The organism is Pseudomonas sp. JUb52 (genome assembly GCF_004341115.1).
GTDB classification, from domain to species: domain Bacteria; phylum Pseudomonadota; class Gammaproteobacteria; order Pseudomonadales; family Pseudomonadaceae; genus Chryseomonas; species Chryseomonas oryzihabitans.
In genome coordinates, this window is record NZ_SLYS01000004.1 from 352,945 (window position 1) to 369,409 (window position 16,465).

The 16,465-nt window shown below is 67.2% G+C and carries 11 protein-coding genes; 1 reads left to right on the plus strand and 10 read right to left on the minus strand.

Going from position 1 to position 16,465, the window contains the following annotated elements:
* Positions 1 to 33 precede the first annotated feature (33 nt).
* Positions 34 to 1,938, plus strand: a complete 1,905-nt coding sequence (locus EC839_RS09530) for an acyltransferase family protein (RefSeq protein WP_007161421.1) — start codon at positions 34 to 36, stop codon at positions 1,936 to 1,938.
* Between the two features lie 84 nt (positions 1,939 to 2,022).
* Here EC839_RS09530 and garD read toward each other — a convergent pair whose 3' ends face one another.
* From garD to EC839_RS09575, 10 genes are all read right to left on the minus strand, one after another.
* The gene (garD, locus tag EC839_RS09535) at positions 2,023 to 3,579 is read right to left on the minus strand and encodes a galactarate dehydratase (RefSeq protein WP_007161422.1); all 1,557 of its coding nucleotides are present in this window, start codon (positions 3,577 to 3,579) and stop codon (positions 2,023 to 2,025) included.
* A gap of 21 nt (positions 3,580 to 3,600) precedes the next feature.
* Positions 3,601 to 4,959 (minus strand): MFS transporter, encoded by a 1,359-nt coding sequence (locus tag EC839_RS09540; protein ID WP_007161423.1) that lies wholly within the window; start codon positions 4,957 to 4,959, stop codon positions 3,601 to 3,603.
* A gap of 165 nt (positions 4,960 to 5,124) precedes the next feature.
* Complete coding sequence (locus EC839_RS09545; protein ID WP_007161424.1) at positions 5,125 to 6,162, minus strand: LacI family DNA-binding transcriptional regulator; 1,038 nt, start codon at positions 6,160 to 6,162, stop codon at positions 5,125 to 5,127.
* Between the two features lie 476 nt (positions 6,163 to 6,638).
* Positions 6,639 to 7,679, minus strand: coding sequence for a low specificity L-threonine aldolase (locus EC839_RS09550; protein WP_007161425.1), 1,041 nt, complete (start codon positions 7,677 to 7,679; stop codon positions 6,639 to 6,641).
* Positions 7,676 to 9,487, minus strand: coding sequence for an aminopeptidase P family protein (locus EC839_RS09555; protein WP_007161426.1), 1,812 nt, complete (start codon positions 9,485 to 9,487; stop codon positions 7,676 to 7,678). The genes EC839_RS09550 and EC839_RS09555 overlap by 4 nt, the downstream gene beginning before the upstream one ends.
* A gap of 120 nt (positions 9,488 to 9,607) precedes the next feature.
* Positions 9,608 to 9,778 (minus strand): hypothetical protein, encoded by a 171-nt coding sequence (locus EC839_RS24145; RefSeq protein ID WP_007161427.1) that lies wholly within the window; start codon positions 9,776 to 9,778, stop codon positions 9,608 to 9,610.
* 118 nt (positions 9,779 to 9,896) lie between these two features.
* Positions 9,897 to 10,838: a LysR family transcriptional regulator gene (locus EC839_RS09560; protein WP_039976008.1), complete on the minus strand. Its 942-nt coding sequence runs from the start codon at positions 10,836 to 10,838 to the stop codon at positions 9,897 to 9,899.
* 231 nt (positions 10,839 to 11,069) lie between these two features.
* On the minus strand, positions 11,070 to 14,120 hold the full coding sequence (locus tag EC839_RS09565) for an efflux RND transporter permease subunit (protein WP_007161429.1): 3,051 nt from the start codon (positions 14,118 to 14,120) through the stop codon (positions 11,070 to 11,072).
* Positions 14,117 to 15,187: an efflux RND transporter periplasmic adaptor subunit gene (locus EC839_RS09570; protein WP_007161430.1), complete on the minus strand. Its 1,071-nt coding sequence runs from the start codon at positions 15,185 to 15,187 to the stop codon at positions 14,117 to 14,119. Before EC839_RS09570 ends, EC839_RS09565 begins: the two co-directional genes overlap by 4 nt.
* Entirely contained in the window at positions 15,184 to 16,287 is a 1,104-nt protein-coding gene (locus EC839_RS09575) for an efflux RND transporter periplasmic adaptor subunit (RefSeq protein WP_132832520.1), read from the minus strand. The genes EC839_RS09570 and EC839_RS09575 overlap by 4 nt, the downstream gene beginning before the upstream one ends.
* Positions 16,288 to 16,465 lie beyond the last annotated feature (178 nt).

Here is a 16,465-nt window from a genome sequence, read left to right on the forward strand (position 1 = left end):
TCTCGCCTTCCCCTTGCTGCCCGGATGCCGCTCATGGACTTCAGGAAAGATATCAATGGGCTGCGCGCGATCGCCGTGATCGCCGTCGTCCTCTTCCACTTCAATGCCGACTGGCTACCGGGCGGTTTCGCCGGGGTCGACGTCTTCTTCGTCATCTCCGGCTTCCTGATCACCGGGATCATCTTTCGCGCCCTCGAACAGCAGCGCTTCCGCCTGTCTGGCTTCTATCTGTCCCGCGTCCGCCGCATCGTGCCGGCGCTGGCGGTACTCTGCGCCGTGCTGTTGATCGCCGGGTGGTTCTTCCTGCTGCCCAACGCCTATGGCGAACTGGGCAAGCACGTGGCGAGCAGCCTGGGTTTCGTTTCCAACCTGGTCTACTGGAAGGAAGCCGGCTACTTCACCGCCGCGGCCCATGAGAAATGGCTGCTGCACACCTGGTCGCTGTCGGTGGAATGGCAGTTCTACCTGATCTATCCGCTGATCTTGGTGCTGGTGTCCAAGCTGGTGTCGCTCAAGACCCTGCGGGTGCTGATCCTGCTCGCCACCGCGGCCGGCTTCGCCTTCGCCGTCACCGCCTCCCTGCTCTGGCCGGAAGCGGCCTTCTATCTGCTGCCGACCCGTGCCTGGGAGCTGATGGTGGGCGGCGTCGCCTATCTCTTCCCGCTGCAACTCGCCGCCCGCTCGCGCCGGCTGCTGGAAGGCGCCGGGCTGATCGCCTTGGCAGTGGGTTTCCTGACGCTCGCCGAAGGCGATGTCTGGCCGGGCTATCTGGCGCTGATCCCGGTGCTTGGCACCGCCGCCATCATCCTGGCCGCCCGCCAGGATTCGCTGGTCACCGGCAACGGCTTCTCCCAGTGGACCGGTACCCTCTCCTACTCGCTCTATCTTTGGCACTGGCCGGTAGTCGTGTTCATGAGCTATGCCGGTCTGCTCGATCAGACGCCACACCTGCTGCTGGGCATCGCCGCTTCCTTCGCGCTGGGCTGGGCCTCCTATACCCTGGTGGAGACCCGTGCCTCGCGCCGCAAGGGCCAGAGCGGTGCGGCCCTGGCCACCGGCACCGGCCTGCTCGCCACCCTGTTCCTCAGTGCGGGCGCGGTAAACGCCACCGACGGTGCCATCACGCCGCTGCGCAGCATCAGCCAGTCGGACCGCGCGCAATTCGTGCAGGAATACCTGGATCGCCAGAAGAATCTCCACGACCTCTACTGGCTCAAGTGCGACGCCTATTCGGCCTTTACCCAACGCCACCAGGACGCCATCGACCCCAGCTGCACCCACAGCCAGGGCAAGGGTGGTCTCTTCGTCTGGGGCGATTCCCATGCCCAGGCCCTGTCCTTCGGCTTGCGCAGCCTGCTGCCGGCCGGCCTGCCCTACTACCAGGTGGCCTCGGCGAGCTGCAAGCCGCGCCTCACCGACGACATGGGTCGGCAAACCGAGACGCGAGTGACCTGCAACTACTCCAATCGCACCGCCCTGGAAGCCATTCAGCGCCTGCGTCCGGAGGTGGTGGTCATGGCGCAGAAGGCCGACCACGAAAAGACCGACTGGAACGCCATCACCGAGCGTCTGCACAGCTATGGCGTCAAGCGCATCGTGCTGCTCGGCCCCGTTCCCCAGTGGAGTCCGTCGCTGCCCAGCGTCATCGCCATCCGCCACTGGGGCAGCACCGATGACCACATCGCCGACTCCGCCCTGGATCGCCACGTCCTCGCCACCGACCAGGCCATGCGCCAGGCCAGGCTCCCGGCAGGACTGGAGTACATCTCCTTGGTGCAACGACTCTGCGTCGAGGATGCCTGCCGGGTACGGGCTGCGGATGGCCGGACCCTGCTGCAGATCGACGATGGTCACCTGAGCGACAAGGGCTCGCTGTTCATCGTCGGTCATTACCTGCTGCCCAGTCTGCAACTGACGGCGGCCACTGCCCAGCGCTAGGGCGCCGACCGCACGCCAGCTTCCTGGCTCCATGAAAAAAGGCCGACCCCATCGGGGTCGGCCTTTTTTATTGCCGTGGTAGGATCAGGTCACCGGCGCCGGATTGAACAGCGCCAGGTCGTTGTGCAGGCGATGGCGCTCGGCCCAGGTCTGGCGGCGGCCGCTGGCCACGTCCAGGTAGCACTGGAAGATCTCCCAGCCCATCTCCTCCAGCGACAGCCGCCCGCTCACCACCCGACCGGCATCGATGTCGATCAGGTCCGGCCAGCGCTCGGCCAGCTGGGTGCGGGTCGAGACCTTGATCACCGGCACCATGGACAGTCCATAGGGGGTGCCGCGACCGGTGGTGAAGATGTGCAGGTTCATGCCCGCGGCCAGTTGCAGGGTGCCGCAGATGAAGTCGCTGGCCGGGGTGGCGGCGAAGTACAGGCCCTTGCCGCGGATCCGTTCGCCGGGCGCTATGACCCCGGCGATGGGGCTGGTACCCGACTTGGCGATGGACCCCATGGCCTTTTCGACGATGTTGTTCAACCCGCCCTTCTTGTTGCCAGGGGTGGTATTGGCACTGCGATCGGCCATGCCCCGCTCCAGGTAGCGGTCGTACCAGTCCATCTCGCGGATCAGGGCGTCGGCCACCTCCGGGGTGGCGGCGCGCGGGGTCAGCAGGTGGATGCCGTCGCGCACCTCGGTATTCTCGGAAAACATCACGGTGGCGCCGGCCCGCACCAGCAGATCGGCGGCCACGCCCAGGGCCGGATTAGCGGTGATGCCGGAGAAGGCGTCGCTGCCGCCGCACTGCATGCCCACCACCAGTTCGGACGCTGGTACCGTTTCACGGCGGCGCTGATCGAGCACCTCCAGACGCGCTTCGATCAGCCCCATGATCTGCTCGACCATGCCGGCGAAGCCATTGGCCGAGTCCTGCAGGCGGAACAGCCAGTCTTCTTCGTTCTGTCCGGCGGTGAGGTCATCGCCCGGCATCAGCTGGCTGGCCTGCAGCTTCTCGCAACCCAGGCCGATGACCAGCGCCTGGCCGCCGAAGTTGGGGTTGCGGCTGATGTTGTGCAGGGTACGGATGGGGATCACCGCATCCGGGGCATTGATGGCCACCCCGCAACCGTAGCTGTGGGACAGAGGCACCACGTCGTCGACATTGGGGTAGCGCGGCAGGATCTCCTTGCGCACCCGCTCCACACAGTGGTCCAGCACCCCCACCACGCACTGCACGGTGGTGGTCACCGCCAGGATGTTGCGGGTGCCGACGCTGCCGTCCGGATTGCGAAAGCCCTCGAAGGTGTAGCCTTCCAGAGGTTCGCCGACCTGACCGGGCGCGGTGGCCTTGGGCAGGTTGTCCAGCGCCGGCGGCTCCGGCATGCGCAGCAGGGCTTCGGTGATCCAGCTGCCGGCGGGAACGTCCTGCAGTGCGTAGCCGATGACCTCGCCATAGCGCACCACCTCGGCACCTTCCCTGAGGTCCACCAGGGAGACCTTGTGGCTCTGAGGAATGGCCTCGACCGTGGTCAGGCCATCGGCGAAGGCGGTGCCGGCGGCCACGCCGGGTTCGTTGACCACCACCCCGACGTTGTCCTGGGGGTGGAGCTTGATGTAGCGCGGCGAATCACGGTGATCGATCAGGTTCATGTTCTTATCCTCTGCCGGGGCTCAGGCCCGGGCCGGGTCAGGCTGGGTCGCGCCCAGGATCTCGCCATCGGCGGTACGCAGCTCGACGCGCTGGATGCGACCGACGATGAACAGGTAGCTGAACACCGCCACCAGGGCATTGGCGCCGACATAGACCAGCGCCCACTTGAAGGAGCCGGTGGCGGCGATGAGATAGCCGATGACGATGGGGGTGGTGATGGAGGCCAGGTTGCCGAAGGTGTTGAACAGGCCACCTGAGAGCCCGGCGATCTGCTTGGGCGAGGTGTCCGCCACAACCGCCCAGCCGAGGGCGCCGATGCCCTTGCCAAAGAAGGCCAGGGTCATGAAGCCCACCACCATCCAGTCGGCGTCGACGTAGTTGCAGAAGATCATGCTGGTGGAGAGCAGCAGGCCGCAGACGATGGGCAGCTTGCGGGCGAAGGTCAGGGAATGGCCGCGCCGCAGCAGGTAGTCGGAGATCACCCCGCCCAGAACCCCGCCAATGAAGCCGCAGATCGCCGGCAGCGAGGCGATGAAGCCGGCCTTGAGGATGGTCATGCCGCGCTCCTGCACCAGGTACACCGGGAACCAGGTCAGGAAGAAATAGGTGATGGCGTTGATGCAGTACTGGCCGAGGTAGACGCCGAGCATCATGCGATTGGTCAGCAGCTGGGTGATGTAGTGCCACTTGGGGCCGCCGCCCTGCTGGCGGGCGCCGTTGTCCATGTCCACCAGGCCGCCGTTGTCACGGATGTGCGCCAGCTCCGCGGCGTTGATGCGCGGATGCTCCTTGGGGTTGTGGATGTACTTCAGCCAGACGCCGGAGAAGAGGATGCCCAGGGCGCCCATGATGACGAAGACGTGCTCCCAGCCGAAGTGGAAGACGATGCCGCCCATGATCGGCGCGAACAGCGCGGTGGCGAAATACTGAGCCGAATTGAAGATCGCCGAGGCGGTACCGCGTTCGGCGGTGGGGAACCAGGCGGCGACGATGCGCGCATTGCCCGGAAAGGACGGCGCCTCGGCCAGGCCGACCAGAAATCTCAGCATGAACAGGGTGGTCACCGCCCAGGCCACCGGCAGGCCGCCGACCAGCCCCTGCAGCAGGGTGAACAGCGACCAGAAGAAGATGCTACCGGCATAGACCTTCTTCGAACCGAAGCGATCCAGCAGCCAGCCGCCGGGAATCTGCCCGGCCACGTAGGCCCAGCCGAAGGCGGAGAAAATATAGCCGAGGGTGACGGCGCTGATGCCGAGGTCTTTCTGCAGACTGGAACCGGCGATGGCAATGGTGGCGCGGTCGGCGTAGTTGATGGTGGTCACCACGAACAGCATCAACAGGATCAGGTAGCGCACCCGGGTGGGTCTTGTGGCATCCATGGGGATCCCTCTTGCGTGATTATTTTTATTGAAGGCTCGGACTGTCGGATGATTGCGCAATCATAACTCAATGCGACAATCGGCCTCAGCCCTTGTGTTGCCCAAGACTAAGCCATGATTGCGCAACCATACAAGTACGATGTCTAACGAGATAAGGCCCGATGGTCAGGTCGTGGCGCGGTCGATGATATGGAAGCCGGTATCGATGCGCACCGCTTCCCGGGCACGCACACCCTCGTTGAAACGCTGCAGCAGTGCCTCTGCCGCCAGGGTGCCCATGCGGTCGCCTTCGACGCTCACCGAAGACAGCGCCGGATGCATCTGGGCGGCGCTGGAGAGATTGCCGAAGCCCAGTACCGCCAGGTCCTCGGGCAGGCGCAGTCCGCGACTGGCGGCCTCCGCCATCACCCCCTGGGCGACGGTGTCCGAGCTGCAGACCACCACGTCGAAGGCCTCGTCACGGGCCAGCAGTTGGCGCAGGCCAGCCCGACCGGATTCCACCAGCGCGGGGGCTGGCAGGATCTCCAGCGGCGGCTCAGCCAAGCCCAGCTCGGCCAGCCGCGCGACCAGGCTGCGACAGCGTCGCAGGGCGCGGGGGTCGTCCACTGAGACCACGGCGAAGCGCCGATAGCCGCGGGCGTGCAGATGCTCGGCCTGAGCGCGCCCCACGGCCTCGTGGGAAAAGCCCACCTGCATGTCTAGGGGGTCTTCGCCCAGGTCCCAGGACTCCACCACCGGGATGCCAGCCTGGGCCAGGCGCTGACGGCTGGCGGCGGTGTGCAGGGTACCGGTCAGCACGATGCCATCGGGCTTGCGCCCCAGCACCGCGGCCAGCAGCTGTTCTTCCTGTTCGGCGCTGTAGCCGGTCAGGCCCAGCAGGGTCTGGTAGCCGGCCTGGGACAACCGCGCCATCAGCGCCTGGACGGTCTCGGCGAAGATGGAGTGGACGATGGTCGGCACGAACAGCGCCACCAGGCGACTGCGGTTGGAGGCCAGGCCGCCGGCCAGCAGATTGGGCACGTACCCGGTGGCCTGCACCGCCGCCAGCACCTTCTCCCGCGCCGCCTCGCTGACGATCTCCGGCCGATTCAGCGCCCGGGAGACGGTGATCGGCGACACCCCGGCGACCCGCGCCACGTCGATGAGCGTGGGGGCAGCGGAATTGACCGCGGTAGAGAGGGCTTTGCTGGACTTCTTGGCCATGAATCGCTGGAGACGAGGAAGAGATCGGCCATGGTAACGGTTGGTGCGGGCGGCGTCCCCGGAGAACACCGTAGCGTGGAAAACCGCGCAGCGTTTTCCACATGGAGCCACGTAGGTTGGGTTGAGCGCAGCGAAGCCCGCCATCACCTCGGGAGCCACCCATGTTGGGCTTCGACGGTAGCGCCGTCTCAACCCAACCTATAGGCCGCAGTAGCGTGGAAAACGGCGTAGCCTTTTCCACTGGAACAGCGTGGCGAGGGACACCCTCACCCCAGTCCTCTCCCAGAGGGAGAGAGGGTCAGCCGAGCAGGCGTTCATCGTCATCCGCCCTGGCCAAAGCGCGATCGACCGTCGGGGCCCGTCCCATCGGCGCACCGCCATGGCTGTGATAGTCCCCTGCCAGGTCTGATCGCGGCCATGGGCCGCTCCTACAGAATCAGGTGCGCTTCAGCGGCGGACCGTCATGGCCGTACAGCCTAACCCCCCATCGCGGTCCGAATATCCGCCGCCAGCTCCAGCACCCGCGCCTCTTCGGTATCCCAGGAGCACATGAAACGCGCCCCGCCGCTGCCGATGAAGGTGTAGAAGCGCCAGCCGCGGGCGCGCAGGAATTCCAGCGCCGGTTCGGAGAGCTGCAGGAACACCGAGTTGGCTTCCACCGGGAACATGAAGTCCACGCCGGGCACCCCGCGCACCCGCTCGGCGAGCAGCTGGGCCATGGCGTTGGCGTGGCGGGCGTGGCGTAGCCAGGTGTCGTTTTCCAGCACGCCAAGCCAGGGCGCGGAGAGGAATCTCATCTTGGACGCCAGCTGGCCGGCCTGCTTGCAGCGGTATTCGAAGTCCTCGGCCAGCTCGCGGTTGAAGAAGAGGATCGCCTCCCCCACCGCCATGCCGCTCTTGGTGCCGCCAAAGCAGAGCACGTCGACACCGGCCTTCCAGGTCACCTCGGCCGGAGTGCAGCCCAGGCCGGCCACGGCGTTGGAAAAGCGCGAGCCGTCCATGTGCAGGTGCAGGCCGAGGTCGCGGCAGGTGGCGCTGATGGCCTGCAATTCATTGAGGCCATAGAGGGTGCCCACCTCGGTGGCCTGGGTGACGGTCACCGCCCGCGGCTTGGGAAAGTGGATATCGGCGCGCTTGGTGGCGATCTGCTGGATGGCGCCTGGGGTCAGCTTGCCCTGGTGCGCCGGCGCCAGCAGCAACTTGGAGCCGTTGGAAAAGAATTCCGGCGCGCCGCATTCGTCGGTCTCGACGTGGGCGGTGTCGGAGCAGATCACGCTGTGGTAGCTCTGGCACAGAGCCGCCAGGGCCAGGGAATTGGCCGCGGTGCCATTGAAGGCGAAGAACACCTCGCAGTCGGTCTCGAACAGCTGGCGAAAGCGATCGGCGGCGCGCGCCGTCCAGGTGTCGTTGCCGTAGGCGGTCTCGTGGCCGACGTTGGCCGCGGCCATGGCGGCCCAGGCTTCCGGGCAGATGCCGGAATAGTTGTCACTGGCGAATTGCTGGGCGTTGCTGCTCATCGGGCAGTCCTCGCGACGGGTTCGGTGCGGGCCAGCAGCCAGTCGCGCGCGGCGCCCTCGACCAGCGGCAACACGCGGCGGCGGACCTCGGCGTGATAGCCATCCAGCCAGTCCAGCTCGTCGCTGCGCAGCAGGGCCAGATCCAGGCAGCGGGTGTCCAGCGGACAGAGGGTCAGGGTCTCGAAGGCCAGGAAATCGCCGAATTCGGTGGTTTCCGCGCGGGTGCACAGGAGCAGGTTCTCCAGCCGCACGCCCCACTGGCCGGGGCGATAGATACCCGGTTCGTTGGAGGTGATCATGCCCTCGCGCAGGACATGGTGCGGGGTGACCGTGGCATAGAAGGAAATCGATTGCGGCCCCTCGTGCACATTGAGGAAGTAACCCACGCCATGGCCGGTGCCGTGGCCGTAGTCGATGCCGGCGGCCCAGATCGGCTCGCGCGCCAGGGCGTCGAGCATGGGCGCGGCGACGCCGGCCGGAAAGCGCGCCCGCGACAGCGCCAGCATGCCCTTGAGCACCAGGGTGAAATCGCGCTTCTGGGCGGCGTTGGGGGTGCCGATGGGCACCACCCGGGTGATGTCGGTGGTGCCGCCCAGGTACTGGCCGCCACTGTCGATCAGCAGCAGGCCGTCGCCCTGGAGTTCGGCATGGGCCTCTTCGGTCGCCCGGTAGTGCGGCAGGGCGCCACCGGCGTTGAAGCCGGCGATGGTGGCGAAGCTCAGGGAGACGAAGTTGGGGCGCGCCGCGCGGGCCTCGCTCAGCCAGTCGTCCACGGTCAGCTCGGTGAGGCGCTCGCCACGGGCCAGGGCCGCCTCGAAACGGGCGAAGAAGACGCACAGCGCGGCGCCGTCCTCTTCCATCGCCATGCGCACCTGGGCCACCTCCTCGGCGGTCTTGCAGGCCTTGAGCAGGGTCGAGGGATTGATCTGCTCGTGCCGCTCGACCCCCTGGGGCGCGGCCTCGGCCAGCCCGAGGGTGACCCGCGCCGGGTCCACCAGCAGGCGACTGCCGGCCGGCAGCCGAGCCAGCTCGGCGGCCGCCTGGTGGTAGTCGGCCAGGGTCACGCCGTCCGCCACCAGGGCCGTGCGGATCTCGGCCGGCACCTTGGCCGGGTCGATGAACAGCTGGCAGCTGTCGCTACCCAGCAGCACATGGGCGAGGAATACCGGGTTGTAGGGCACGTCGGCGCCGCGCAGGTTGAGCAGCCAGGCGATGTCGTCCAGCGAGGAGATGAAATGCCAGTCGGCCTTGGCGTCCTTCAGCTTCTCGCGTACCTGGGCGAGCTTGGCGCTGCGCGGCTGGGGGGCCTGGGGGGCGGCATGGGCATAGACCGGCGCCGCCGGCAGAGCGGGGCGCTCGCGCCAGATCGCCGCCAGCGGGTCGAGATCGGTCCGCAGCTGGATACCCTTGGGCTCCAGCGCGCGGCGCAGGGCCGCCGCTGCGCCGAGCGACAGCACCTGGCCGTCCACCAGTACCGTGCCGCCCGCTGGCACCTGGTCGGCCAGCCACTGCAGGTGGGCCTGGGGCTGGCTGGCGACCTGCTTCATCAGGTCGATGCCGCTGCCCGCCAGCTCCTGGGTGGCCTGCTCCCAGTAGCGGCTGTCCGTCCAGACGCCGGCGGCCTCGCGGGTCACCAGCAGCAACCCGGCGGAGCCGGTGAAACCGGACAGCCAGGCACGGCCCTGCCAGTGTTCCGGCAGGTATTCGGACAGATGGGGATCGGCGCTGGGGATCAGGCAGGCATCGGCGCCCTGCTCGGCCAGGAAGGCGCGCAGGTCGGCAAGTCGTTGAGCGGAAGTGGCGGTCATGAGCACCTCGACAAGGTCAGGGGCTCAGTGTGCCGCAGATATAAAAAAGCCGCACCCAAAGGGTGCGGCGGAGAAAGACCAAAGGAGCAAAGAGGGGTGGTCTTTCGAAAGCGGAGCGGCTCAGCGACGCGCGTCGGCGGCGGGAGCGGCCTGATCGCCGTAGTGCTGCATGGCAGCATGATTCTGATCGACCAGCTTGTATCTCAGGCTGGGATTGTCGTCGGCAGCGGCGAACTGGGTGGCGGTCAGGGCGGCAAGGGTCAGCAACAGGGCGGACAGAGAACGTTTCATGGCGAACTCCTCAAAGATCGTGTTCATCGGGGTACAGGACCATTCTAGGAAAAGAACGCCGCCTAATAAATAGCATGCTAATTAAATGACTGTTGCAAAGATTGCAACAAGCCCTGGCCTAGTCCTTGGCCCAGTAGCGCTGGTCCTCCAAAACCCGATTCTCCAGTTGCAGACGTTCGGGCAGCTCTTCCTTGAGGAAATCGATCCAGGTCTTGATCTTGGCATCGAGAAAGCGCCGCGAGGGATAGAGCGCGTGGATATTGCGTTCGCGCAGGCGGAAGTTGGGCAGCAAGCGCACCAGGCTGCCATCGCGCAGGTAGTTGACTGCGATGTAGCTGGGCAGCAGGCAGATGCCCATGCCCTGGCGGGCCACGCTGGCCAGGGCCTCGGCGACATTGACCTGGAAGACGTAGCGCGGCGCCACCTGCTGCTCGCCGTCTTCACCGGCGAAGACCCAGCGTTCGGAGAAATTCGGATCCAGCAGGCGCAGGCAGTCGTGCTCGGCGAGATCCGCCGGCACCTTGGGGGCCGGGCGCTGCGCCAGATAGCTGGGCGCCGCGCAGACCACGCTGTAGACGCCACCCAGGCGCTGGGCGACGAAATCCGAATCGGCCAGTTCGGTGTCCAGGGTGATGGCGATGTCGTGCCCATCCTCCAGCAGCGCCGGATGGTTCTGCGAGAGATTCATGACGATCTCGACATGGGGATAGCGCGCGCAGAAGCGCGACACCAGCGGTGCCAGCAACTGGGTGCCCAGGCCGGTCATGGAATGCAGGCGCAGATGGCCATGGGGCTTTAGGTGAGCGCCGCTGGCCTCGGCTTCGGCCTCGCCGACGTCCTGCAGGATGCGCCGGCAGCGTTCGAGATAGCGCTCGCCCGCCTCGGTCAGCGCCAGCCGCCGGGTGGTGCGGTGCAGCAGGCGGGTCTGCAGATGGCTTTCCAGTTCCGCCAGCAGGCGCGACACCTGGGCGGTGGACAGGTCGAGGGTGTGGGCAGCAGCCGTGAGACTGCCCAGATCCACCACCCGGACGAAGATGCGCATGCCTTGGAAAATATCCATTATTGCCTTTTTCGCAATGGAGTTTCGTCAAGTCGTCACTTTATTGAAAAAGTCGGACGCCCGATAGTGGTGCAGTGAGCTGCTGTGGATTCGACTTGCTGACCGCGCGAATCCTTCCCTCCGGCAGTGGCTCCTTGGATAGCTCCTTGCGGCCTTCCGGCAGACGTCTCCCTTGGAGACCTCAGCCGGAGGGCCGTTTTTTTGCCTGGCGTTCCGACCAGGCCCCGGCCATCAGCCCCGGTGCTCCGGCTCGCGAATGCGATAGCTGGCGATGTAGAGCGCCGGCAGGAACAGCAGCGTCAGCAGCGTCGCCGCGACGATCCCGCCGATCATGGCATAGGCCATGGGCCCCCAGAACACCTCGCGGGCGATGGGAATCATGCCCAGGCTGGCCGCGGCGGCGGTCAACAGGATCGGCCGGCGGCGGTGCCGGGTGGCTTCCACCACGGCGTCCCAGGGCGAGCGACCGGCCTGCTCGAAGGCATCGATCTGGGTCACCAGGATCACCGAGTTGCGGATGATGATGCCGATCAGCGCCAGCACCCCGAGGATGGCGACGAAGCCCAGCGGCTGGCCGAAGGGGATCAGCCCCAGCACCACCCCGATCAGGCCGAGGGGCGCCACGCTCGCCACCAGGAACAGCTTGCGGATGCTGTGCAGCTGGATCATCAGGAAGGTGGCCATGAGGAACAGCATCAGCGGCACCACCTCGGCGATGGGCCCCTGGGCCTTGCTGCTCTCCTCCACCGTGCCGCCCACCGCCACCTGGTAGCGCGGCGGCAGCTTGGCGATGAAGGCATCCACCTCCGGCTGCAGCTGCTTGACCAGATCCGGCGCCTGGATCTCGCTGAGGATCGAGGCCTTGAGGGTGATGGTGGGCAGCCGATCGCGACGCCACACCAGCGGCTGCTCCAGGGCGTAGTCGATACGGGCGAAGGCCTTGAGCGGCACCGCGACGCCCTGGGGCGTCATGATCTGCAGATTCTCCAGGGTCTCCACCGAGCGCCGTTCGGCCTCGCTGGCGCGGGCCACCACATTGACCAGGTAGATGTCGTCGCGCACCTGGGTCACCGGGGTCCCCGTCACCACGCCATTGAGGATCTGCGCCACGTCCTGGGACGAGAAGCCCAGCTGCCGCGCCTTGTCCTGATTGACCTCGACCTTGAGCATCCGCGCCGGCTCGTTCCAGTCGTAGAGGAAGTCGCCCAGTTGCGGACTCTTGCCCAGCACGCTGGCCAGCGCCAGTGCCTGGCGGCGTACCTCGGCGACGTCCGGACCGCTGATGCGGTACTGGATCGGCCGGCCCACCGGCGGTCCCATCTCCAGCGGCTGGACGTAGCCGGACAGGCCGACGAAGTCCTGGCGCAGCCGCTGCTTGAGCTTGGGCAGGAGGCGATTGCGCGCCTCCAGGTCCTTGGCGACCAGGATCACCTGGCCATAGAAGGGATTCTCCAGCTGCTGGTCCAGCGGCAGGTAGAAGCGCACCGCGCCCTGGCCGACATAGGAACTCCAGTGGGCCACGTCCGGATCGTCGGCCAGGGTCTTCTCGAATCTGTCCATCTGCGCCCGGGTGGCGTCGAGGGAGGCGTTCTGCGGCAGGTTGAAGTCGATCAGCAGTTCGGGTCGATCCGAGGAGGGGAAGAACTGGTTCTGCACGAACTTCATCGAGAACAGCGCCGCGGCGAACAGCAGCACCGTGAGGATGATAGTCAGCCAGCGGTGGCGCATGGCGCCCAGCAAGAGGCCGTCGGACCAGCGCGCCAAGCGGCCGGGCTGGTCATGATCCTTGGGCTTCACCTTCTTCGGCAGGATGTGCACGCCGATTACCGGGGAAAAGAACACCGCGACGATCCAGGACAAGAGCAGCGCCACGGCGATCACCGCGAACAGGGTGAAGGTGTACTGGCCCGCGCTGCTGGAGTTGAGGCCGATGGGCACGAAGCCGGCCACCGTCACCAGGGTGCCGGTGAGCATGGGAAAGGCGGTCGACTCGTAGGCATAGGTCGCCGAGCGGTGCAGCGACTCGCCCTCCTCGCGCTTGGTCACCATCATCTCCACGGTGATCATGGCGTCGTCCACCAGCAGGCCCAGGGCGATGATCAGGGCGCCCAGGGAAATCCGCTGCATGGTGATGCCGCTGTATTCCATGAAGACGAACACCAGCGCCAGGGTCAGGGGAATCGACAGCGCCACCACCAGGCCAGCGCGCACGCCGAGGCTGATGAAGCTCACCACCAGCACGATGATGACCGCCTCGAACAGCGCCTGGGTAAAGCCGCCGACGGCCTTTTCCACCACCTGCGCCTGGTTGGAGACCACGTGCACGCCGATGCCCACCGGCAGGTCGGCCGTCAGCTCCCGCATCTTTTCGGTGAGCGCCTTGCCAAAGGTCTGGATGTTGCCGCCGCTGCTCATGGCGATGGCCAGGCCGATCGCCGGCTGGCCGTTGTAGCGGAACAGCGAACTGGGCGGATCGGCGTAGCCGCTGCGGATGTCGGCCAGGTCGGTGAGGCGGTAGAAGCGGTCGTCGATGCGCAGATTGACCGCGGCCAGATCGGCGGTGGAGCGGAATTCGCCACTGGTGCGCACGCTGATGCGCTCGGCGCCGGATTCGATGGTGCCCGAGGGGGTCACCGCATTCTGCTGTTGCAGGCTTTGCATCACCTGGCGCTGGTCCAGCCCCAGGGCGGCCAGCTTGCGGGTGGAGAAGTCCAGGTAGATGACCTCGTTCTCCGCGCCGATCAGCTGCACCTTGCCGATGCCCGGCACGCTGCGGATCTCGCGGCGGACCTGCTCCACCTGGTCGCGCAGCTGGCGCATGCTGAAGCCGTCGCCGGTGAAGGCATAGATGCTGCCGAAGACGTCGCCGAATTCGTCGTTGAAGGCCGGGCCCTGGATGCCCTGGGGGAATTCGCCCTGGATGTCCGAGACCTTCTTGCGCACCTGGTACCAGATGTCGGGAATCGCCTTGGCCGGCGTGGTGTCGCGCAGGTAGACGAATACCGTGGACTGCCCCGGCCGGGTGAAACTCTTGGTGTAGTCGAGGGAATCCAGCTCTTCGAGCTTCTTTTCCACCCGCTCGGTGACCTGGCGCAGGGTCTCCTCGGTGGTCGCCCCCGGCCAGCGGGTCTGGATGACCATGGTCTTGATGGCAAAGGACGGATCTTCCTCGCGTCCCAGCTTCATGTAGGAGAAGACACCCATCAGCAGGGCGACGAACATCAGGTACCAGACGAAGGATTGGTGGCGCAGCGCCCAGTCCGACAGGTTGAAGCCTTTCATGGCCGAGCGCCCTCCTGATCCTTCACCCGCTGTCCCTCCTCGAGACTGTTCACCCCTGCCGTCACCACTCGCTCACCCACCTTCAGGCCCTTGCCGATCCACGCCAGGCCATCGGCCTCGCGCAGCACCTCGACCGGGCGCTGGCGCACCTGGGCCTGCTCGCCCCGGCCTTCCACCACCCAGACCGCGGTCTGGCCATTCTGGCGCCGCAGCGCCTGCGCTGGCAGGGCCAGGCCGGCCGCCGGCGGTGACTCCAGCTCGCCCTGCACCAGGCTGCCGATACGCAGCGCGGCCGGCGGCTCGTCCAGGGTCAGGCGCACCCGGCGGGTGCGGGTGGTGGCATCGGCCTGGGGCTCGATCTCGCGCACCCGGCCCGCGACCGCCACGGCCGGATCCAGCGCCATGCGCACCGTCAGCACACGGCCTGGGGTCAGCTGACCGATGGCCTGGGCCGGCAGGTCCAGCACCGCCTCGCGGACGTCCGGGCGGGCGACCCGCACCACCGGCTGACCGGCGGACACCACCTGGCCGACCTCGGCCTGCCAGGCGGTGATCACGCCGTCGAAATCGCTGTAGAGCTCGGCATAGTCGCGCTGATCGCGGGCCTGGCGCTCGGCGCTCTGGGCCTGCTCGCGGGCGGCTTCCAGGGTATGCAGGCGGGTCAGCGCCTGATCCAGCTGGGAGCGTGAGCCGACGCCCTGGTCGAACAGCTGCTGCTGGCGCCGGGCATCGTTGCGCGCGTCGCGCCACTGGGCCTCGGCGTCGGCGGTCTGGCCCTGGCGACTGCGCAGGGCATTGTCCTGATCGGTGGGGTCCAGCGCCGCCAGCAATTGGCCACGGCGCACCGGCTGACCCACGTCCAGCAGCCGGCGGGTCATGCGGCCGCCGACGCGAAAGCCCAGCACGCTCTCGTAGCGCGCCTGGATGCTGCCGGCAAAGACCTCGCGCCCGGGCGGCGGGGCACTCAAGGTCAGCGTCGCCACCGGCCGGATCGGCGGTGGCGGGGCCTCGTCATCGGAGCAGCCCGCCAGGACCAGCAGCAGGCACAGCGGCAGCAGCGGCTTCATGGGCGCACCTCATTGAAGGCGGAGCGCTCGGCGACTTCGACCCTCTGCCCGGGACTCAGCGCCTGACCGCCGGCGACGACGATGCGGTCGCCGGCCTTGAGGCCCTCGCTGACGATGATGCTGTCGCGGGTAAAGCGTTCGATGCGCAGCGGCTGCAGGCTGACCCGCCCGTCGTCGCCGAGGCGCCAGGCGGCGGGCTGCTCGGTGGTGCCGTTCAGCGCCGTCCAGGGCAAGGCGAAGCCCTGCTCGGTCGCGCCCTCGAGCTGGGCATTGACCACCGCCCCCAGGGTCATGGCCGCCGGGGGTCGATCGAGTTGTACCTTGACGCGCACCGTGCCACTGCTCGCCACGGTCGGGGCGATCTCGCGCAGGGTGCCCCGGGTCGTGACGGCCGGTTGCGCCTGCAGGGCGACGGGCAGGGTCTGGCCGACCTTGAGTTCGCGGGCGAGGGATTCGTAGAGATCGAAGACGGCGTCGAGGTCGCCGCTCACCGCCAGGTCGAAGATCGCCGTGCCGGCCTGCACCACCTGCCCGGCTTCGGCGTGGCGGGCGGTCAGCACCCCGGCGGCGCTGGCGCGCAATTCGGTATAGCCCAGTTGCTTGCGCGCATCGTCGCGCTGGGCGGCGGCGGTCTGCAGGGCGCTGCGGGCGCCGTCGAGGGTGGCCTGGGCCTGGTCGTACTGGCTGCGACTGGTATAGCCCTTGGGCAGCAGGGCGGCCTGGCGCTCGAAATCGACCCGCGCCAGCCGGGTGCGGGCTTCCTGGGCTTCCACCTGGGCCTGGGCGGCGGCCAGGTTGTTGCGCAGATCCTGGGGATCTAGCCGGGCCAGGACCTGACCCTCGCGCACGCGATCGCCGACATCCGCCAGCCGCTCGCTGATCTTGCCACTCACGCGGAAACCGAGCGGCGCCTGCACCCGCGCCTGGATATCCCCGGTGAAGGGGATGCGCTGACTGTCCTTTATCGGACTCAGCTGCACCACCACCACCCGCGCCAGTTCCTCGGTGGGCGGTTGCTCCTGGGAGCAGCCCGGTAACAGCGTTACCAGGGTCAGAGCAGCCGTTACCTGGCAGAGGCGAGCAAGGCGGAGAGCCCTCATGATTGTCCTTATCGGTGGAAGAGGCGCGATCTGCGAACTGACCACAGGCGGCGCAGGGGGTTCGTCTGACGAATTGTCAGGCGCCGGGCGCCGCTTGGGAAGCGCTACGGCGAGGACGCGCGGCGCAGGCCCGACAGCGGAGCGGTCATTCGCCCACAAATGTTCACAAATGCCCTGG